Annotated in this window: 19 protein-coding genes; 13 read left to right on the top strand and 6 right to left on the bottom strand. The window is 60.4% G+C overall.

Annotated features, from left to right (window positions below; translation table 11 throughout):
• Positions 1-11 precede the first annotated feature (11 nt).
• Together QTL94_RS01475 and motA are read right to left on the bottom strand one after the other, a co-directional pair.
• Positions 12-950 carry a FliM/FliN family flagellar motor switch protein gene (locus QTL94_RS01475; RefSeq protein WP_065689490.1) on the bottom strand — a complete coding sequence of 313 codons (939 nt, stop codon included), beginning with the start codon at positions 948-950 and terminating at the stop codon, positions 12-14.
• 6 nt (positions 951-956) lie between these two features.
• Complete coding sequence (gene motA / locus QTL94_RS01470; protein WP_065689491.1) at positions 957-1,829, bottom strand: flagellar motor stator protein MotA; 873 nt, start codon at positions 1,827-1,829, stop codon at positions 957-959.
• A gap of 252 nt (positions 1,830-2,081) precedes the next feature.
• Between motA and flgF the strand changes: the two genes are divergently transcribed.
• From flgF to fliP, 13 genes are all read left to right on the top strand, one after another.
• Entirely contained in the window at positions 2,082-2,816 is a 735-nt protein-coding gene (flgF, locus tag QTL94_RS01465; RefSeq protein ID WP_289800346.1) for a flagellar basal-body rod protein FlgF, read from the top strand.
• 15 nt (positions 2,817-2,831) lie between these two features.
• Complete coding sequence (gene fliI / locus QTL94_RS01460; RefSeq protein ID WP_065689493.1) at positions 2,832-4,217, top strand: flagellar protein export ATPase FliI; 1,386 nt, start codon at positions 2,832-2,834, stop codon at positions 4,215-4,217.
• Positions 4,218-4,228: 11 nt separating this feature from the next.
• On the top strand, positions 4,229-4,783 hold the full coding sequence (locus QTL94_RS01455; RefSeq protein WP_113520223.1) for a flagellar protein: 555 nt from the start codon (positions 4,229-4,231) through the stop codon (positions 4,781-4,783).
• A gap of 163 nt (positions 4,784-4,946) precedes the next feature.
• The gene (gene flgB / locus QTL94_RS01450) at positions 4,947-5,339 is read left to right on the top strand and encodes a flagellar basal body rod protein FlgB (protein ID WP_065689495.1); all 393 of its coding nucleotides are present in this window, start codon (positions 4,947-4,949) and stop codon (positions 5,337-5,339) included.
• 4 nt (positions 5,340-5,343) lie between these two features.
• A complete protein-coding gene (gene flgC / locus QTL94_RS01445; RefSeq protein WP_065689496.1) occupies positions 5,344-5,760 on the top strand; it encodes a flagellar basal body rod protein FlgC in 417 nt (138 codons plus the stop codon).
• The gene (fliE, locus tag QTL94_RS01440; protein ID WP_289800345.1) at positions 5,760-6,083 is read left to right on the top strand and encodes a flagellar hook-basal body complex protein FliE; all 324 of its coding nucleotides are present in this window, start codon (positions 5,760-5,762) and stop codon (positions 6,081-6,083) included. Before flgC ends, fliE begins: the two co-directional genes overlap by 1 nt.
• Positions 6,084-6,102: 19 nt before the next feature.
• Positions 6,103-6,891, top strand: a complete 789-nt coding sequence (gene flgG, locus QTL94_RS01435) for a flagellar basal-body rod protein FlgG (protein WP_289800344.1) — start codon at positions 6,103-6,105, stop codon at positions 6,889-6,891.
• Between the two features lie 17 nt (positions 6,892-6,908).
• Positions 6,909-7,391 (top strand): flagellar basal body P-ring formation chaperone FlgA, encoded by a 483-nt coding sequence (flgA, locus tag QTL94_RS01430; RefSeq protein WP_065689499.1) that lies wholly within the window; start codon positions 6,909-6,911, stop codon positions 7,389-7,391.
• Positions 7,388-8,509 (top strand): flagellar basal body P-ring protein FlgI, encoded by a 1,122-nt coding sequence (locus tag QTL94_RS01425; protein ID WP_065689500.1) that lies wholly within the window; start codon positions 7,388-7,390, stop codon positions 8,507-8,509. The genes flgA and QTL94_RS01425 overlap by 4 nt, the downstream gene beginning before the upstream one ends.
• Positions 8,506-9,051, top strand: coding sequence for a MotE family protein (locus tag QTL94_RS01420; RefSeq protein WP_289800343.1), 546 nt, complete (start codon positions 8,506-8,508; stop codon positions 9,049-9,051). Before QTL94_RS01425 ends, QTL94_RS01420 begins: the two co-directional genes overlap by 4 nt.
• The gene (flgH, locus tag QTL94_RS01415) at positions 9,048-9,764 is read left to right on the top strand and encodes a flagellar basal body L-ring protein FlgH (protein WP_065689502.1); all 717 of its coding nucleotides are present in this window, start codon (positions 9,048-9,050) and stop codon (positions 9,762-9,764) included. The genes QTL94_RS01420 and flgH overlap by 4 nt, the downstream gene beginning before the upstream one ends.
• 15 nt (positions 9,765-9,779) lie before the next feature.
• Positions 9,780-10,298: a flagellar basal body-associated FliL family protein gene (locus QTL94_RS01410; RefSeq protein ID WP_065689503.1), complete on the top strand. Its 519-nt coding sequence runs from the start codon at positions 9,780-9,782 to the stop codon at positions 10,296-10,298.
• Positions 10,295-11,032: a flagellar type III secretion system pore protein FliP gene (gene fliP, locus QTL94_RS01405; RefSeq protein WP_065689504.1), complete on the top strand. Its 738-nt coding sequence runs from the start codon at positions 10,295-10,297 to the stop codon at positions 11,030-11,032. Before QTL94_RS01410 ends, fliP begins: the two co-directional genes overlap by 4 nt.
• 101 nt (positions 11,033-11,133) lie before the next feature.
• On the opposite strand, the gene glf is transcribed toward fliP, so the two are convergent.
• The 4 genes from glf to QTL94_RS01385 all read right to left on the bottom strand — a co-directional run.
• Positions 11,134-12,291 carry a UDP-galactopyranose mutase gene (gene glf / locus QTL94_RS01400; RefSeq protein WP_289800342.1) on the bottom strand — a complete coding sequence of 386 codons (1,158 nt, stop codon included), beginning with the start codon at positions 12,289-12,291 and terminating at the stop codon, positions 11,134-11,136.
• Between the two features lie 105 nt (positions 12,292-12,396).
• Positions 12,397-14,442 carry an O-linked N-acetylglucosamine transferase, SPINDLY family protein gene (locus QTL94_RS01395; RefSeq protein ID WP_289800341.1) on the bottom strand — a complete coding sequence of 682 codons (2,046 nt, stop codon included), beginning with the start codon at positions 14,440-14,442 and terminating at the stop codon, positions 12,397-12,399.
• A gap of 250 nt (positions 14,443-14,692) precedes the next feature.
• Positions 14,693-15,658, bottom strand: coding sequence for a glycosyltransferase family 2 protein (locus tag QTL94_RS01390; protein ID WP_289800340.1), 966 nt, complete (start codon positions 15,656-15,658; stop codon positions 14,693-14,695).
• A 111-nt stretch (positions 15,659-15,769) separates the two neighbouring features.
• Positions 15,770-18,197, bottom strand: a 2,428-nt coding sequence (locus QTL94_RS01385; RefSeq protein ID WP_289800339.1) for an ice nucleation-like protein, incomplete at its 5' end; no start/stop codon positions are given.

Below are 18,197 nucleotides of genomic sequence, written 5' to 3'. Positions count from 1 at the left end.
CAGGAAATGCGCTAATTCATTAAGTGGCGGATGAGCTCGTCATCCGAATTGATCGTATCCTTGACCCGGACGGTATAATTCTCGCCCGAGCGCCCGAACTCGCACACATACAGTTCCTTGCTGTTGGCACTGACATCGACGCGGACGTCGCCGCTGTCATGGAACGGAATGACATCGCCTGCCGCCAGCTTGGAGATGGTCCGAAGCGTGAGGTCCTGCAGCCGGATCTTGGCCTCCAGGGTGACCTGCGAACGCCGGACCTGCTCGGAGAGCTGGTCGGTCCATTCGGAAGACTTCGGCGACTGATTCTTCGCGCGGGGCGCGGTAACAGTCGTCTTCAGCAGCGCGGCCTGCGGTACGATCAGGGCAAAGTCCGCAGTGATGCCGGACAGTGTGATCGACATGTTGATCGTGGCTGCAAACTCGTCGGGCTTGTCGTCCGCGGGCTTCGGCCGTGTCTCGATTGCGTGCGGCGGCTCAAGTGTCGGTTCGAAGCCGCCAGGTGCGTTGACCGCGGAGCGGAACACATCGGCAATCTTGTCGAAGACCGTAACGGCAAGTTCGAGCTCGATCGCGGAAAGCAGGCGGTCGGCGGGTTGCTCGACCGTCTCGGGCGAAGCGCCCAGCAGGTGCTCCATCAAGGTAATAATGAAGCCGTTGCCGCAGGCCATGGTCACATTCCGCGACCAGTTGCGCAGCTCTGCATTGACCAGGGTGACGCTTTCGCCGAGGTCGGCGACTAGGTCGTTCTTGTAGCCGCTGTGGCAGCCGAGATAGTCGACCTGAACCTCGAGGCCCGTCTCGCTCTTGATGACGTCAGGCAGGAATTCCCGATAGACATCGCCGAACGCGCTGCAGATCTTCTCGACGGTCGCCTTGTCGCCGAGCCTTCCGGTCAGCTTTGCAAGCAGACTGTCGTCCATGACTGGTTTCTGGAGTGGAGCATTCATGTGCTTTTACGCCGCCTTGTTCTCGCCGCCCGGGTTCATCATTTCCTGCTCGACGGCATCGATCGACGGACGCTCGTAGGCCGAGATCGTCTTGCGACCGTATTCCAGAGCGACCTGCGGTACCGAGCCGTTCATGTAGGCAAGCAGGGTCTGCTTGACGATGACATAGAGGCGGTGCTGCTTGGTGCGCACGATCTTGATCTGGGAGACGATCGGCGAGCAGACGCAGTAGGAAAGCAGAATGCCGAGGAAGGTACCGACGAGCGCTGAACCGATCAGGTGACCGAGAACCTCGGGAGAGTCGTTGATGTGCGCCATGGCCTTGATAACGCCGAGAACGGCGGCGACGATACCGATCGCCGGGAAGGCGTCGCCCATGGTCTGGATGGCGTGGTAAGGCTTCATCTTGTCGTGAAGGATCGTGTTGATCTCTTCGTCCATCAGCGCCTCGATCTCGTGCGAGCGGGCATTGCCGATGATGATCAGGCGGACGTAGTCGCAGATGAACGCGGTCAGCTCTTTGTTCTTGAGGATCGTCGGAGCGGACTGGAAGATCGAGGATTCGGCCGGATTATCGATATGCGCTTCGATTTCGTTGCGCGACTTCGTGCGCAGGTCGCGCATCAGCGAATAGAGAACGCCAAGCGTATCGAGGTAGTTGCGTTCCTTCGGAACCGAATGCTTGAACGCTTCGCCGAGCGCTTTGCCCGAGTCCTTCACCACCTTCATCGGGTTACCCATGATGAAGCTGCCCAGGCCGGCGCCGCCGATGATGACGAGCTCGAAGGGCTGCCAAAGTGCGTCGACGTGCCCGCCCATCGCCATGAAGCTGCCGACGATGCAGCCGCAGGTAATCACAAATCCGATAATGATGTTCATCGTCAGTCCAAACCTGATCGTTATTTTCAACGGAAGGGATAGGATTGCTGGCTTGCGTGAGGCTGATGGTTGCGCCTGCGGAACCAGCTTTTTCCATGCCAGCTTCGCGCAAGGATTTGATGTCAGGTTGTAGATGACGAATGGGCGTCCGCGCCCGTTTCTGAGATGCCGCCTCAGCGAAACCCGTGGTCGAACCGACTGCAAACACACGGCTTTCGTACCGTTCATCGCCAATGCCAGGAGCCTACCAAGATGCAATCCGGTCTTTATGTTTCGTTGTCTTCGCAAATGGCACTGGAGCGTCGTCTCGACACCATCGCGGACAACATGGCGAACGTGAACACCACCGGCTTCCGCGGCACTGAGGTGAAATTCAACCAGATGCTTGGCGACACCGGTAACAAGGTCAACGCAAAGATCGCTTACGTTTCCCAGGGCAACGACTATCTGTCGGGCGACAATGGCGAGCTGGAACACACCGGCAACATGCTCGACTTCGCGATCAAGGGCGACGCCTGGTTCTCGCTCGACACGCCAGCCGGCAAGATTCTGACCAAGGACGGCCGCTTCACGCTGAAGGATAGTGGTGAGCTGGTATCGGTTCGTGGCTACCCGGTTCTCGATGCGGGCGGTGCACCGATCCAGCTCAACAAGGCTGGCGGTGAGCCCAAGGTTGGCTCCGATGGCTTGATCTACCAGGATGGCAAGCAGGCCGGCTCGCTCGGCCTGTTCGAAGCCGACATCAGCAAGGGCTACCTGCGCTACGAGAACAGCGGCATCATGACCACGGAAACGCCACGGTCCGTGACTGACCGCTTCAACGTCGGCGTCCAGCAGGGCTATCTCGAAAATTCCAATGTGAACGCCATGCGGGAAATCACCCAGCTGATCGAAGTCAACCGCGCCTTCGAGAGCATGACGTCGCTCACCAAGGACAGCGAAGATTCCTTCAACGAAGCGATCAAGACGCTCGGTGGCAGCCGCTAAGCGGAAGGTTGACGCATGTCTCACGCACCGCTTGCCGCAGACGCACTTTCGCCGAAGCTCGCGCATCTTGCCGGCCTCGTCGAACGCTATTCCAATCCGGATTTTCTGGTCGCCCCGGGCGGCCATGTTCAGACCATCGCGGCCGGCCACTACACTGTGACCGGCCTGTCGCGGCATGTGCGGCTGGGCGAATTCGTTGCCCACAAATCACCGACCGGCGTTCATCTCGGGGAGGTCGTTCGCGTCGAACCGGAGCTGACCTATGTCTGCCCGATTGAGCCCGGCGAGCCGATCGGCATCCACGACACCGTGATCCGCAAGGGCGCATTCCGGATATCTCCTTCGGACAGCTGGTGCGGACGCACCATCAATTCCCTGTGTGAGCCGATCGATGGACTGGGGCCAGTCGTCGAGGGGCTTGGACGCCGCTCGATTTCCAATACCGCGCCGCCGTCGATGACGCGCCAGCGTGTCGAAAAGGGCTTCAAGACCGGCGTGCGCGCGATCGATATCTTCGCGCCGCTCTGCCTTGGGCAGCGCCTCGGCATCTTCGCGGGCTCGGGCGTCGGCAAATCGACATTGCTGTCGATGCTTGCGCGTGCCGAAGCCTTCGACAAGGTGGTGATTGCTCTCGTCGGCGAACGTGGTCGCGAAGTGCGTGAATTCATCGAAGACACGCTCGGCCCACACATGAAGAAGTCGATCGCCGTCGTGGCGACGAGCGATGAAAGCCCGATGCTGCGCAAGATGGCGCCGTTGACGGCGGTGACAATCGCCGAACACTTCCGCGACCAGGGCGACAACGTTCTGTTGATCATCGACAGCGTTACCCGCTTTGCCCACGCCATCCGCGAAGTTGCGACCGCGTCGGGCGAGCCGCCGATTGCGCGTGGCTACCCGGCGTCGGTCTTTACCGAACTGCCGCGGCTGCTGGAGCGCGCGGGGCCGGGGCCAGAGGGAACCGGAACGATCACCGCGATCATTTCCATCCTCGTCGATGGCGACAACCACAACGACCCGATCGCCGACTCCACGCGTGGCATTCTCGACGGCCATATTGTCCTGCAGCGCAGCCTTGCGGAGGAGGGGCGCTATCCGCCCATCGATCCCCTGGCATCGATCTCGCGTCTGGCAAGAAAGGCGTGGACGCCGGACCAGGAGAAGCTGGTCTCGCGCCTGAAGACGCTGGTGCATCGCTTCGAAGAGACGCGGGACTTGCGACTGATCGGCGGTTACCGCCCGGGCGCTGATCCGGACCTGGACATGGCGGTGAAGCAGGTACCAGTTATTTACGATGTTTTGAAACAGTCGCCGGGCGATACCGAATCACTGGACGCTTTCGCCGATCTGGCCGGCGCCTTGAAAGCCGCCGCCGGCAATCAGCCCGGCATTCGAAGATAGGAAGGCGCTAAGTGAACGATTTCGACGATGATGAGAAGATCGCGCCGCTGAAGCCGGAAGGACCGCGCAGAGCGACTCTTCTCGACCGTGGCATGACGATCACCGGCCTTGTGCTGGCCGGCGCTGCCGCGTTCTTCCCATGGTACGTCTTTTTCAACGAAGACAAGTTCGGCATCAACGTCGCGCAGGGGGATCGCACGCGCGAGCTGCCGGATTGGCCGGCGCGCAACGTCTTCAGCGTTTCTCCGCTGGCGATGGCCAACAAGAACCCGGTCGACAAGAAGCCGGAGCTGCCGGTGGATCCGTTGACGACGGCGACCGTCTCCAGCATCGGCAAGGAAGACGACAAGGGTTTGCCGGCAGAAGATCAGCCCTTCCCCGGCAAAGCGGGCTTCCGGCTTCTGCATGTCGCAAACGGTCGGGCCCTCATCGAAGACAGTTCCGGCATGTACGTCGTGCGCGTCGGTTCGATCTTGCCCGACGAAAGCCGTCTGGCGACGCTCGAGCAGCGCGATGGAAAATGGGTCATCGTGACATCCAAGGGCGAGGTCTACGCTCACAACTAGACGCATGCGCAATGAGTTTCGAAAGGCCCTTCCGGCAACGGTGGGGCCTTATTTGTTTGCGCTGACCTAAGTGCCGGACCCAACCCGGCAAGGACCGCATTCTCCGTAAGTCTGACGCAAGATTACCTCCGTAGGTTCGAGCCAATAAACACGGAGAGTTCCTATGCAACCGATTCAACTTTTCGACTTGGCCTCGCGGCAGGCGGAATGGCTGACGATTCGTCAGGAGGTTGTTGCCGGCAATATCGCGAACGCGAATACGCCGAAATATCGCGCCCAGGACATCACGCCCTTTCAGGCCGTTCTCGATAAGTCCGACGTGACGATGGTTCGCACCAATCCGGCGCACCTTACCGGCAACGATCTGAGCACCAAGAGCGACATCGACGTCAAAGACGCGGCACTCGATCAGGAGATCGGCATTCAGGAGTCCGGCAACTCTGTCGGTCTTGCTGAGGAACTGTCCAAGTCCGGCGAAATCAAGCGCCAGTACGAGCTGAACACATCGCTGGTCAGCTCCTTCAATCGGATGATGCTTATGACGGTGAAGAGCTAAGATCATGGATCCTTTGTCAGCAGCCATGAAAATCGCCGGATCCGGTCTTGAAGCGCAATCGACGCGCCTCCGTATCGTTTCCGAAAACATTGCCAACGCACGTTCCACCGGCGACACGCCCGGTGCGGACCCTTATCGCCGCAAGACGATCACCTTCGGTGAAGAGGTTGATCGCGCGACCGGCGTCAAGACCGTCAACGTCAAGAAGTACGGTGTCGACGAGTCGAAATTCACGACCGAATACGATCCGAGCAATCCCGCGGCGGACGAAAAGGGCGTCGTGAAGCTGCCGAACGTCAACATGCTGGTCGAGATGGCCGACATGCGCGAAGCGAACCGCTCCTATGACGCGAACCTGCAGACCATCAAGCAGTCCCGTGACCTGATCTCGTCAACGATCGACCTTCTGAAGAGCCAATAATGATCAACTCTGTAAACAATATCAGCTCCCTGTCGGTTACGCGCGATCTCGCCGGCGTCGATCTCGGAAAATCCACCAACTCCGCGGCGGAAAGCGCTGCGAGCGACGGTGGCTTTGCGGCCGTTCTGAACAACGTGGCGACCGGTGCGGTCAACAGCATCAAGAACGCCGAAAGCATGTCTTTCGCCGGCATCAAGGGCACAGCGACGACCCGCGAAGTTGTCGACGCCGTCATGCAGGCGCAGCAGACCCTACAAACGGCAATTGCCATTCGCGACAAGGTCGTTTCGGCCTTTCTCGAAGTCACCAAGATGCAGATGTAATTGATTTAAGGACGAAGCTATGAGAGCGCTAGCCATTGCTGCAACGGGCATGGATGCCCAGCAGACCAATCTTGAAGTCATCGCCAACAACATCGCGAACATCAACACGACCGGCTTCAAGCGCGCACGCGCTGAATTCACGGACCTTCTCTATCAGACCGAACGTGCCAAGGGCGTTTCCAACCGCGCCAACCAGGCGATCGTTCCGGAAGGCGCCAACATCGGTCTCGGTGTTCAGACATCGGCGGTTCGTAACCTGCACATCCAGGGTGAACTTGCGCAGACCGGTAACGACCTCGACGTCGCATTGGTCGGTCGCGGTTTCTTCCAGATCCAGGCGCCGGACGGCACGACCCTCTACACGCGCGCCGGTGCGTTCAACAAGAACGAGACCGGTCAGATCGTGACGGTCGACGGCTACACCGTCGCTCCCACCATCACCATTCCGACGGGCTCGACCGAACTGACGATCAACCGCTCCGGCGAGGTGACGGCGAAGCTTCCGGGCGCGACCACGGCTACCACGCTCGGTCAGCTGCAGATCGCCGATTTCGTCAACGAAGCCGGTCTACAGCCGCTTGGCGACAACCTCTACGCCGAAACGCCAGCCTCCGGTCAGCCGGTCGTCGGCACCCCGGATGAAGAAGGCTACGGCTATCTGAAGCAGAGCTACCTGGAATCCTCGAACGTGGACCCGGTAAAGGAAATCACCGAACTGATCTCGGCCCAGCGCGCTTACGAAATGAACTCCAAGGTCATCACCACTGCAGATGAGATGGCCTCCATCGTCAGCAAGAACCTGAAGTAACAGGGAAGGGTCGAAACATGACGTTTTGCCGGGTAGGAAAAAGTCTCGGATGGGCGAGAGCCGTTGCGATCGCAGCGATCGTTCTTTCGGCGCCGGCGGCGCTGGCCTCCGGAAGGGGCTACGCCGTCGTGCCGACGACGACCATCTACCCTGGCGAAACCGTTTCGGGAGATCAGCTGCAGGAGGTCGAGGTTACCAACCCCAACCTCCAGGGCGATTATGCAAAGTCCATCGGCCAGGTGGAAGGCATGATCTCCAAGCGCACGCTCCTGCCGGGTCGCACGATCTCCGTGTCCGCGCTCCGCGAGCCGTACACGGTGACGCGCGGCTCCTCGGCCCGCCTCATCTTCACGCTTGGCGCGATGACGATTTCCGCCGCCGGATCTCCGCTTGAGGACGGCATGACGGGTCAGATGATCCGTGTTCGCAATATGGACTCTGGTGTGATCGTCAGCGGCACGGTGCTCGCCGACGGCACCATACACGTGGCAGCAAAATGAAAATAATACTTCGTCTTTTCATCGCGCTTGCTTTCCTTGCGCCGAATTTTGCGGCTGTCTCGCCGGCGTCGGCGATGACGTCGCGCATCAAGGATATCGCCTCGCTGCAGGCCGGCCGCGACAACCAGTTGATCGGCTACGGTCTCATCGTCGGCCTTCAGGGCACCGGTGACGGATTCCGCGCCTCGCCGTTTACCGAACAGTCCATGCGCGCGATGCTGCAGAACCTCGGTATTTCCACGCAAGGTGGTCAGTCCAACGCCAAGAATACCGCGGCCGTCATGGTCACGGCAAATCTGCCGCCCTTTGCAAGTCCCGGTAGCCGCATCGACGTCAGCGTCAGCTCGCTGGGCGATGCCACGTCGCTGCGCGGCGGCACGCTTGTCATGACTTCGCTCTCGGGTGCCGACGGCCAGATCTATGCGGTCGCGCAGGGATCCGTCGTGGTTTCCGGCTTCACCGCGCAGGGCCAGGCGTCGAGCGTGACCGAAGGCGTTACGACCGCTGGCCGCGTGCCGGGCGGTGCGATCATCGAACGCGAATTGCCATCCCGCTTCAAGGATTCGGTCAATCTGGTGCTGCAGCTGCGCAACCCCGACTTCTCCACGGCGGTACGCATTGCCGATGTCGTCAACGGCTACGCCTCCGCGCGCTTCGGCGGCCCGGTCGCCGAAGCCAAGGACGCGCAGGAAGTCATCGTCCAGAAGCCGCGCTCGGCTGACCTCACCCGCTTGATGGCCGATCTCGAAAACCTGGTGGTTGAAACGGATACGCCTGCGAAGGTCGTCGTCAACGAGCGGACGGGAACGATCGTTATCGGTGCGGATGTTCGCGTGTCGCCGGTTGCCGTCAGCTATGGTACGCTGACCGTGCAGGTGACGGAGACGCCGCAGATCATCCAGCCAGAACCGTTCTCGCGCGGGGTGACAGCCGTACAGCCGCAGACGGATATCGCGGCACAAAAGACGGGCGGCAAAGTCGCGCTGCTCGACGGTCCTGATCTCAAGACGCTGGTGTCCGGCCTCAACAACATCGGCGTCAAGCCGGACGGCATCATCGCCATCCTGCAAGGCATCAAATCGGCCGGCGCGCTGCAAGCGGAGCTTGTCCTGCAATGATCAAGTTGAATGCCAGCATGACTGTTTCCGAATTGCTGCGGCGGCTGGCGCTGCCCGCCGCTGGCGTCGTCCTGCTGACGATCCCCGGCGCCTTCGCGCAGGAAGCGCGCACGCCTGTTGGCGCCGAGCTGACGTCCGAGGAAGAAATCAAGCAGTTCTGCACGAACATTGCCGATCCGGCGCGAGACCAGCGCTATCTCTTGCAGAAGCAGGAGCTGGACAAGCTGCGTGCCGATGTCGACAGCCGCATCGCCGAGATGCAGAAGCGGCGCGAGGAATACCAGGACTGGCTGAAACGCCGCGACGACTTCCTCAAGCAGGCCGAGGCCGGCTTGACCGACATTTACAAGAAGATGAAGCCGGACGCTGCTGCCTCGCAGCTTCAGGAGATGAGGGTTGAAGTCGCGGCGGCTGTCGTCATGCGGCTGAACCCCACGCAATCCAGCCTGATTCTGAACGAGATGGATCCGAAGAAGGCGGCGGTCATCGCCAACATCATCGCCAGCGCGTCCGATCCAAATACGTCGAAGGACCCCACATGAAGAAGCGTTTTCCGGTCGCGATTGCTGCCGTTGCCATCTTGGCGGGCTGCCAGTCCCCTCAGGCGATCAACGAGATCGGCCGCGCGCCTGCCATGAGTCCGATCGGCAGCGGTCTCGCCTACGGACAGACGCCACAAATGGCGATGTATCCCAAGCAGCCGCGCCAGGTTGCTCAGGGCTATTCGCTATGGAGCGACTCCCAGGCAGCCCTTTTCAAGGATGCGCGTGCATTGAATGTCGGCGACATTCTGACGGTCGATATCCAGATCAACGACAAGGCGAAGTTCGAGAACGACACCAGCCGCAGCCGCACCAACTCGAGCGGCCTCAACTGGGATGTCGCGGCCAACGTCATGGGCTGGAACCCGTCGTCGAAGACCGACGTGACCTATGGTTCCGACACCAGCACTGACGGCAAGGGCAAGATCGACCGGTCCGAAACCCTGAAGCTCATGGTCGCGGCCGTCGTCACCGGTATTCTCGAGAACGGCAACCTTGTGATCAGCGGCTCTCAGGAAGTGCGCGTCAACCAGGAAATCCGCATTCTCAACGTCGCTGGTATCGTGCGTCCGCAGGACGTGAACGCCGACAACCAGATTTCCTACGAGAAGATTGCTGAAGCGCGCATCTCCTACGGCGGTCGTGGCCGCCTGATGGAAGTGCAGCAGCCGCCGCGCGGCCAGCAGGCCGTCGATCTCTTCTCGCCGCTCTAAGGCAGGCTGAATACCATGGCAGACTCAGAGGCCCCCGAAGGCCAGTCGAAAAAGAAATCAGCCGCGATGATGACCGTGATTGGTCTCGCCGTCCTGACGCTGCTCGGCGGCGGCGGCGGCTGGGTCGTTGGCGGGATGGTCGCACCCAGCATCAAGGGTGCGGCGCAGGAGCAGGAGGCCGTGCAGGCCAAGGATGAGGCGGCCAAGAAGAAGGAAGCCGAAGCAGGTCTGCCCCACATCTCGACGGAAGCCAACAACGTCGTGCAGCTCGAGCCGATCACTTCGAACTTGGCTTATCCCTCGGAAAATTGGGTTCGACTGGAAGTGGCGCTGCTCTTCAACGGCCCGCCTGACGTAAAGATAGCCGAGGATATCCATCAGGATATCCTGGCCTATATCCGCACCGTTTCGCTCCAGCAGATCGAGGGTGCGCGCGGCTTCGAATATCTTCGGGATGACATCCAGGAACGTGTTGACCTTCGCGCGCAGGGACGCGTATCGAAGATCATGTTCAGGACCTTCGTCATCGAATGATTCGACTTATAGTGCTTTTCACTGCCATGATGGCGGTACCCGAGCTGGCGCATGCCCAGCAATTGCCGACGAACCTGTTGAACCTTCCGGTCGACGGCTCTGTCGCTGCTTGGATCATCCGGACCTTCGGTCTGCTCACCGTTCTGTCGGTTGCGCCGGGTATCCTGATCATGGTGACGAGCTTTCCGCGCTTCGTGATCGCCTTTTCGATCCTGCGTAGCGGCATGGGCCTGTCATCGACACCCTCCAACATGATCCTGCTGTCGCTCTCGCTGTTCATGACCTTCTATGTCATGCAGCCGACCTTCGATCAGGCCTGGCAGACGGGCGTTCAGCCGCTGCTGACCAACCAGATCAACGAGCAGCAGGCGGTCGAGCGGATCGCTGAGCCTTTCCGAACCTTCATGACCCACAACACGCGCGACAAGGATCTGGCGCTCTTCGTCGATCTCGCCCGTGAGCGTGGCCAGACGGTCGATACCGGCGAGAAGATCGATTACCGCGTGCTTGTTCCGGCCTTCATGATTTCGGAAATCCGCCGCGGCTTTGAAATCGGTTTCCTCGTCGTGCTTCCGTTCCTGGTCATCGACTTGATCGTAGCAACCATCACCATGGCAATGGGTATGATGATGCTGCCGCCGACATCCATCTCGCTGCCCTTCAAGATCCTGTTCTTCGTCCTGATCGATGGCTGGAACCTGCTCGTCGGCAGCTTGGTGCGCTCGTTCCACTGACCGCACCCGCAAGACAATAAAGTCAACGACAATCGAACATTAAAAACGCCAGCCGCGGGAACCGCAGGCTGGCGTGATGTTGTTTGGCTCGTGAACCGTCGTCAGACGGGCGAGTGCAGGAATGCCGGCATCGAAGCGCCCTCGGACTGCTTGGCCAGGAAGAGGCGGGCGGTATCGAGCGCCTCGCGGATCGTCACGTCCATGTCGAGATAGCGGTAGGTGCCAAGCCGTCCAACGAAGGTCACCGACGCTTCCTGCTCGGCCCGCGCAACGTATTCCGCGAGCTGGTCCTTGTCCTTGACCAGCCGGACCGGGTAGTAGGGGATGTCCTGCGGGCCGCACTCGCGGGAGAACTCTCTGTAGCAAACGGAGCCGGCATGCTCTTCCCAAGGGGAGAAGTGCTTGTGCTCGGTGATGCGGGTAAACGGCACGGCGACGTCGCCATAGTTCATGACGGCACAGCCCTGGTAATCGCCGTCATAGGTAAAGCGTTCGAAGTCGAGTGTGCGGTAGGCGAGGCGACCGAGCTCGAAATCGAAATAGCCGTCGAGCGGACCAGAATAGAAGACGTGACTGGACGCCGGCGCTTCGTCGCGGTGGAATTGAGTGCCGAGCGTTACCGTGATGTTCGGATGATCGAGGATCCGCTCGATCATGTCGGTGTAGCCGGTTTCCGGCATGCCCTGGTATTTGTGGAAGAAGTAATTGTCGTCGTAGTTGAAGCGCACAGGCAGGCGCTTCAGGATGGAGGCCGGCAAATCGGTCGGCGAGCAACCCCATTGCTTCTCCGTGTAGCCCTTGAAGAAGGCATCGTAGAGATCCTGGCCGACGAAGCGCAACGCCTGCTCTTCGAATGTCTGCGGATCAGCGATCGATTTGTCGGCCTTTTCCTCGATGAAGGTGCGGGCCTCATCCGGCCGGAAGTTCTTGCCGAAGAACTGGTTGATCGTGTGCAGATTGACCGGCAGCGAATAAACCTTCTCGCTGCTCGTCGTCTTGACACGGTTCTTGTACGGCATGAACGTCTGGAAGCTGTTCACATAGTCCCAGACTTCCTTGTCGTCGGTATGGAAGATATGCGGGCCGTAGACATGGACCATGACGCCGGTCTCGCTGTCACGTTCCGTATGGCAATTGCCGGCAACGTGGTCGCGGGCGTCGATGATCTCGACCTGATGGCCCGCCAGTGCAAGCTCCCGCCCAATGACCGCGCCCGAAAGCCCGGCACCGACAATGACAATTCTTTCGTCCGCGCTCATTGAAGATCAGTCCTATTCATACGTCGTCAGGCAGGCGGTGGTGGGAATGGCCCTGGTGGGCCATTCGAGAGCGATTTGGCCGAACGATACCGTTCGATCCCTCGTTCAGGCGGTCGGCTTCTGCCAGAGGCGACGGTCGTAGGCGATCGGCGAATAATCGTGCAGCTGGGCGAGCTTCTTCAGATAGCGCTCGCGGTAGCTCTGCTCGTCTTCGAACTCGATGTTCTCCAGCACAGCTTCCGCGCCGATTTCATAGTAGACATCGAGATTGCTGAGATCAGGAACGGGCGTCTCGCCGCGTTCGCATTCGCCCTGCATTTGCCAGAAGAGCTCTTCCAGCCGCCGAGCCAGTGCTGGGATATCGCGCAGAACGCTGGTCTCGCGCTGGCGGGCGATCGATTCTCTCACCGCAAGCAGGCTCTTGCGGTCGCGCTCGAAGCCGATGGCCCGGGCGACATAGTCTTCCGGCGAGGTGCAAAGCATCTCGGGGACACCGGCCGCGGCGACGATGCTGCCGCAGAAGCGGGCCGCAAAGGTCTTGCCCGGCATCGTGAGGACGGGTAGGCCGGAGGTGATCGCGTCCGCTGCCGTCGAATGCGCGCCATAGGGGAACGTGTCGAGGAACAAATCTGCGACGCCGATGCGAGCGATATGCTGCGGGTTCGTCGCCTTCGGCGCGAAAATGAGCCGGTCGGGCGAAACGCCGCTGCGCTCCGCAGTCTCACGCAGCCGCTGATTGACGTCTTCGTCGCCGGTGAGCAGCCAAAGCACGCTGCCTGGCGTTTCGGAGAGGATTGTTATCCAGCGCGCGAAGCAGTTGGCGGTGATCTTCTGCATGCCATTGAAGCTGGCGTAGACGAACGCATCTTCCGGCAGGCCGACGTCGGCACGGCTCGGGCGAGCGGCGATCGGTCGCTTGCGGTCGAGCGGCTGGTCGCATGCGATATACAGGACCTTTTCGGAGTAATAGATCTCGTTGCCGGGCGGGATCATCTGCTCGTCCGAGATCAGATACTGATGGAACGGGCTGCCCATCGAGCCGGGGTAGCCGCAGAAGCTGACAATCACCGGCGCCGGGCGGTAGGCGAAAATCTTGGTGCGGGCGTCCTTGGTGTAGCCGTTCACGTCGATCAGGATATCGATCTCGTCAGCAATGATCTGAGATGCGGCCGCAACGTCATCGAGGCCATGGAGATCACGCCAGCAGTGGACTGCGGCCTTGATCCGCTCCTGCGTGCTGTCGGTCTTGCGAACGTTACCGCAATAATAGGCGAAGACCTCGACGCTGTCCTTGTCATGCAATTCCAGAACCTCGCAAAGAGCGAAGCCCACGGCGTGGTCGCGCAGATCCGACGATACGTAGCCGACGCGCAGGCGCTGGCCCGTCCCCGACTTCTGCTTCGGCGCTCTGCGAGGAAACTGGCTGAGATCTGGCCGGGCGCCGATCAGCGTCTTGTTGTAGCGATATGCCTTCGCCAGCTGGAACATCGGATCGTCCGCGTAGCAGCTCAGCGTCAGAGACGACATTGCATCGACCATCTTGCGGGCAGGGGCATGGTTTGATGGTGCAAGCACCGGCCATTTGCATTGCCTCTGGCGTAGAGACGCCCAGTGCTGACCCGCTTCCGGCAGCTCGGGGCGCAACTCGAACGCCTGCAGCAAAGCGGCTTCCGCCTCGCCCAGCTTTCCTGCTCCTTCAAGGACGCGGCCGATGTTCTGCAGGATCATGTGCCGGTGCCCGATCGTCTCGGCGTCGACATGTTTCGTGGCCTCGGCATATTGCCACCATTGCTCCACTGCCTGGCCGATCAGGCCGGAGTCTTCGAGCGCACGACCGAGATTGATGTGGCCGGGGGCGAATTGCGGATTGATCTTCAAGCAGGCCCGTAACGCCTGCACTGCGCCCGCGCGGTCGCCCAACTGACTGAGCGTGACGGCGTAATTGAAGTAGGCGAGATGGACAGTGGGATTGCTGTCGTTGAACGCGACCCAGGTCTTGTAGAGGTCCGCGGCTGCAGCTTGCTGGCCGGCAGCGTTGAGCGCCTCAGCCACGCTGAGCAGGTCCATGAGGCTCAACCGCTGGTTCCGCGCGAGATCGAGTGCGCTGGGAGTAGCTGCGTCGTTTGAAGAAGAGGCTTGGTTGACGGTCATGACATCCTGCGGAAAGGCGACGAGTGGTCGACGGTAGAAACGGCGGACTTTGGGCCGTTCATTAGCTATCGAAGATAACTTGCCTGTAGCTGGATGTATTTCGGCTGCTTCTCCCGGCCAGTTTGGGACGGTCAAGAGCCGTCCAAATGCCTTGCGGCGCGGATTGCTCGGCGCGGCAAGACATACGTTCACAGCGATGTTGTAAGTCGCTGTCAGACGGCTCTCGGTTCAGGGGGACCTTAAGGGCACCCTATCTGTGAGAGTGCTTCATCCTGTAGGTTGCCAGCGCAATCGCCGGATTGATACGATAGACCCTGTCGAAGTCCTCGTCCGTGAAGTTCTGGTAGGAATGCGAGACGTATTCCCGGAAGATGGCACGGAGATCCTGTCGTATCTGCCGGTTTGCCCATTCCAGCAAGCCTGCCTTGAAGACAATGAAGATGGGATAGTATTTCGCCCTGAAGATCGGATTTTCTTCGAACAGCTTCTCGGCGTCTTTCAACGCAGTGAACATTTCGAGACGGCGTTCGTCGAAGGTGTTCGTGTGCTGTTCTCGACCCGGCACGAGGCGGTGTATCGACAGACTGGTGTTGATTGCGAGGAAGCGGCCGGCTTTCATATAGGCCGCCCAATGTGGCAGAATATCCTCGTTTATCCGGGCTGCCGAAAAGCGCCAGTTTGTCCGCCGGACGAACGACGTCCTGAGAATCTTGTTCCAAGGATAATTGATCGTCACGAGGAACTGTGCGGCGGCATCGAGTTCGATAACCGCTGTTTCCCGGTCGCCGAGGACGTCATCCCAGATGTTCTTGTCGATAGGCGGCATGTCGCCCGCAACGCCGTCCGCCTGCCTCAGTACCGAATACCTGAACGCCGCGACTTCGATGTCCGTATTGTCCATCAAGGCCAGAACAGTATCGATGGCTCCCTCGACCAGCAGGTCGTCGGCATCGTGAAAGAGGCAATATTCGCTGTCGATGGTTGCCAGCGCCCTGTTGCGGGCAACACCCGGGCCGGTGTTTGTCTCGCTGCGCATCAGCCGTATGTTAGCATGCTGCGCCGCGTACTGCTCGACGATCTCGCAGGTATTGTCCGCCGAGGCGTCGTCGACGACGACGATATCCATGTCGGTTTTGTTACGAAGAACGCTATCGAGAGTCTGGCCGATGAGATTGGCCATGTTGAAGGCCGGAATGATGATGGATATCTTTGCCATGATAGATGCTGATTGTCCTCTTGGAGCATCCTGCCTTCAAAATGCGTCCAGCTTACGGCGCGGCTGGCGCCGCGCCGTAAGCTGTCGATTTCCCTTTAGACGGCGTCGGATTTAGACCGCGTTGTAGGCGTTGATGACAGCTTCGACCTGGCCGGAGTCCATTGCCTGGATCTGCTGGGACGAGAGCGCATCGAGGTGGGCGCTGTCAAGATGGCCAAGAGCCTCGGAGGACAGACCGGCGATTGCCTTGACGCTGATCGCGGTGATTTCGTCCGTCGAGAAGAGCGCGAGTTCGTCGCTGCTCAGCGTCGCGACCTGTGCAGAGCTGAGGCCGGCGATCTGATCGGAGGTCAGGGCTTCGATCTGGTCGGTCGACATGGCAGCGAACTGCTCCGAGGAGAAGGCTGAGACCTGTACCTTGGTCAGGGCGGCGACGCCCTCGGTGCTCAGCTTGCTGACATCCAGGCCGGCGAGAGCCTTGGTGCTGATGGCGGCGATCTCGTCGGACGAGAAGGTGGCGAGGCTTTCAGAAGACAGCGCGTTGAGCTGTCCCGAAGACAGACCAGCGATCTGCGTCTTGGTAAGGGCCGTTGCATTGTCGGAGCTGAGGTTTGCAAGAGCGTCTGTGCCGAGGCCAGCGATTGCCTTGGCGCTGATGGCGGCGATCTCGTCCGTCGAGAAGAGTGCGAGTTCGTCGCTGCTCAGCGTCGCGACCTGTGCAGAGCTGAGGCCGGCGATCTGACCGGAGGTCAGGGCTTGGATCTGGTCGGTCGACAGGGCAGCAAACTGCTCCGAGGAGAGGGCTGCGACCTGCGTGTTGCTCAGGGCGGCGACCCCCTCGGTGTTCAGCTTGCTGACATCGAGGCCGGCGAGAGCCTTGGTGCTGATGGCCTTGATCTCGTCGGACGAGAAGGTAGCGAGGCTTTCAGAAGACAGCGAGTTGAGCTGTCCCGAAGACAGGCCAGCGATCTGCGTCTTGTTCAGGGCCGTTGCATTGTCGGAGCTGAGGTTTGCAAGAGCGTCTGTGCCAAGGCCAGCGATTGCCTTGGCACTGATGGCGGCGATCTCGTCCGTCGAGAAGAGCGCGAGCTCGTCGCTGCTCAGCGTCGCGACCTGTGTGGAGCTGAGACCGGCGACCTGATCCGAATTCAGCGCCTGGATCTGGTCGGTGGACAGGGCAGCAAACTGCTCCGAGGAGAGGGCTGCGACCTGCGTCCGCGACAGGGCGGCAACACCGTCAGTGCTCAGCTTGCTGACATCGAGGCCGGCAAGAGCCTTTGTGCTGATGGCCTTGATTTCGTCGGAAGAGAAGGTGGCGAGGCTTTCAGAAGACAGCGAGTTGACCTGCGTCGAAGACAGACCGGCGATCTGCGTCTTGGTCAGGGCCGTTGCATTGTCGGAGCTGAGGTTTGCAAGAGCGTCTGTGCCAAGACCGGCGATTGCCTTTGCGCTGATAGCTGCGATCTCGTCGGTGGAGAAGAGCGCAACCTCATCGCTGCTCAGCGTCGCGACCTGTGTGGAGCTGAGACCGGCGATCTGATCCGAATTCAGGGCCTGGATCTGGTCGGTCGACAGAGCAGCGAACTGGGTCGAAGAGAGCGCTGCGACCTGCGTCCGCGACAGGGCGGCAACACCGTCAGTGCTCAGCTTGCTGACGTCGAGGCCGGCGAGAGCCTTGGTGCTGATGGCCTTGATCTCGTCGGAAGAGAAGGTAGCGAGGCTTTCAGAAGACAGCGAGTTGACCTGCGTCGAGGACAGACCGGCGACCTGTGTCTTGGTCAGGGCCGTTGCGTTGTCGGAGCTGAGGTTTGCAAGAGCTTCGGTACCAAGACCGGCGATTGCCTTTGCGCTGATAGCTGCGATCTCGTCGGTGGAGAAGAGCGCAACCTCGTCGCTGCTCAGCGTCGCGACCTGTGCGGAGCTGAGGCCGGCGATCTGATCCGAATTCAGAGCCTGGATCTGGTCGGTGGACAGAGCAGCGAACTGGGTCGAAGAGAGGGCTGCGACCTGCGTCCGCGACAGGGCGGCAACACCGTCAGTGCTCAGCTTGCTGACATCGAGGCCAGCAAGAGCCTTTGTGCTGATGGCCTTGATTTCGTCAGAGGAGAAGGTGGCGAGGCTTTCAGAAGACAGCGAGTTGACCTGCGTCGAAGACAGACCTGCGATCTGCGTCTTCGTCAGAGCCGTTGCATTGTCGGAGCTGAGGTTTGCAAGGGCTTCGGTGCCGAGGCCTGCGATTGCCTTTGCGCTGATGGCTGCAAGTTCGTCCGTCGAGAAGAGCGCGAGTTCGTCGCTGCTCAGCGTTGCAACCTGTGCGGAGCTGAGGCCGGCGATCTGATCCGAATTCAGGGCCTGGATCTGGTCGGTGGACAGAGCAGCGAACTGGGTCGAGGAGAGGGCAGCGACCTGTGTCTTGCTCAGGGCGGCAACACCGTCAGTGCTCAGCTTGCTGACATCGAGGCCAGCAAGAGCCTTTGTGCTGATGGCCTTGATTTCGTCAGAGGAGAAGGTGGCGAGGCTTTCAGAAGACAGCGAGCTA

Origin of the sequence: Rhizobium sp. S96 (assembly GCF_030382195.1) — a bacterium.
In the GTDB taxonomy this organism is placed as follows: Bacteria; Pseudomonadota; Alphaproteobacteria; order Rhizobiales; family Rhizobiaceae; genus Rhizobium.
Note: the sequence above shows the minus strand (reverse complement) of the source record. Positions and strands in the feature narration are given on the sequence as shown.

Excerpts from the sequence above, each read along its gene's own strand:
- QTL94_RS01410 (WP_065689503.1), top strand. The coding sequence starts at position 9,780 with ATGGCAGACTCAGAGGCCCCCGAAGGCCAGTCGAAAAAGAAATCAGCC.
- glf (WP_289800342.1), bottom strand. The coding sequence starts at position 12,291 with ATGAGCGCGGACGAAAGAATTGTCATTGTCGGTGCCGGGCTTTCGGGC.
- flgC (WP_065689496.1), top strand. The coding sequence starts at position 5,344 with ATGGATCCTTTGTCAGCAGCCATGAAAATCGCCGGATCCGGTCTTGAA.
- flgH (WP_065689502.1), top strand. The coding sequence starts at position 9,048 with ATGAAGAAGCGTTTTCCGGTCGCGATTGCTGCCGTTGCCATCTTGGCG.
- QTL94_RS01475 (WP_065689490.1), bottom strand. The coding sequence starts at position 950 with ATGAATGCTCCACTCCAGAAACCAGTCATGGACGACAGTCTGCTTGCA.
- flgF (WP_289800346.1), top strand. The coding sequence starts at position 2,082 with ATGCAATCCGGTCTTTATGTTTCGTTGTCTTCGCAAATGGCACTGGAG.
- fliI (WP_065689493.1), top strand. The coding sequence starts at position 2,832 with ATGTCTCACGCACCGCTTGCCGCAGACGCACTTTCGCCGAAGCTCGCG.
- QTL94_RS01395 (WP_289800341.1), bottom strand. The coding sequence starts at position 14,442 with ATGACCGTCAACCAAGCCTCTTCTTCAAACGACGCAGCTACTCCCAGC.
- motA (WP_065689491.1), bottom strand. The coding sequence starts at position 1,829 with ATGAACATCATTATCGGATTTGTGATTACCTGCGGCTGCATCGTCGGC.
- QTL94_RS01420 (WP_289800343.1), top strand. The coding sequence starts at position 8,506 with ATGATCAAGTTGAATGCCAGCATGACTGTTTCCGAATTGCTGCGGCGG.
- flgB (WP_065689495.1), top strand. The coding sequence starts at position 4,947 with ATGCAACCGATTCAACTTTTCGACTTGGCCTCGCGGCAGGCGGAATGG.
- fliE (WP_289800345.1), top strand. The coding sequence starts at position 5,760 with ATGATCAACTCTGTAAACAATATCAGCTCCCTGTCGGTTACGCGCGAT.
- flgG (WP_289800344.1), top strand. The coding sequence starts at position 6,103 with ATGAGAGCGCTAGCCATTGCTGCAACGGGCATGGATGCCCAGCAGACC.
- QTL94_RS01390 (WP_289800340.1), bottom strand. The coding sequence starts at position 15,658 with ATGGCAAAGATATCCATCATCATTCCGGCCTTCAACATGGCCAATCTC.
- QTL94_RS01425 (WP_065689500.1), top strand. The coding sequence starts at position 7,388 with ATGAAAATAATACTTCGTCTTTTCATCGCGCTTGCTTTCCTTGCGCCG.
- flgA (WP_065689499.1), top strand. The coding sequence starts at position 6,909 with ATGACGTTTTGCCGGGTAGGAAAAAGTCTCGGATGGGCGAGAGCCGTT.
- fliP (WP_065689504.1), top strand. The coding sequence starts at position 10,295 with ATGATTCGACTTATAGTGCTTTTCACTGCCATGATGGCGGTACCCGAG.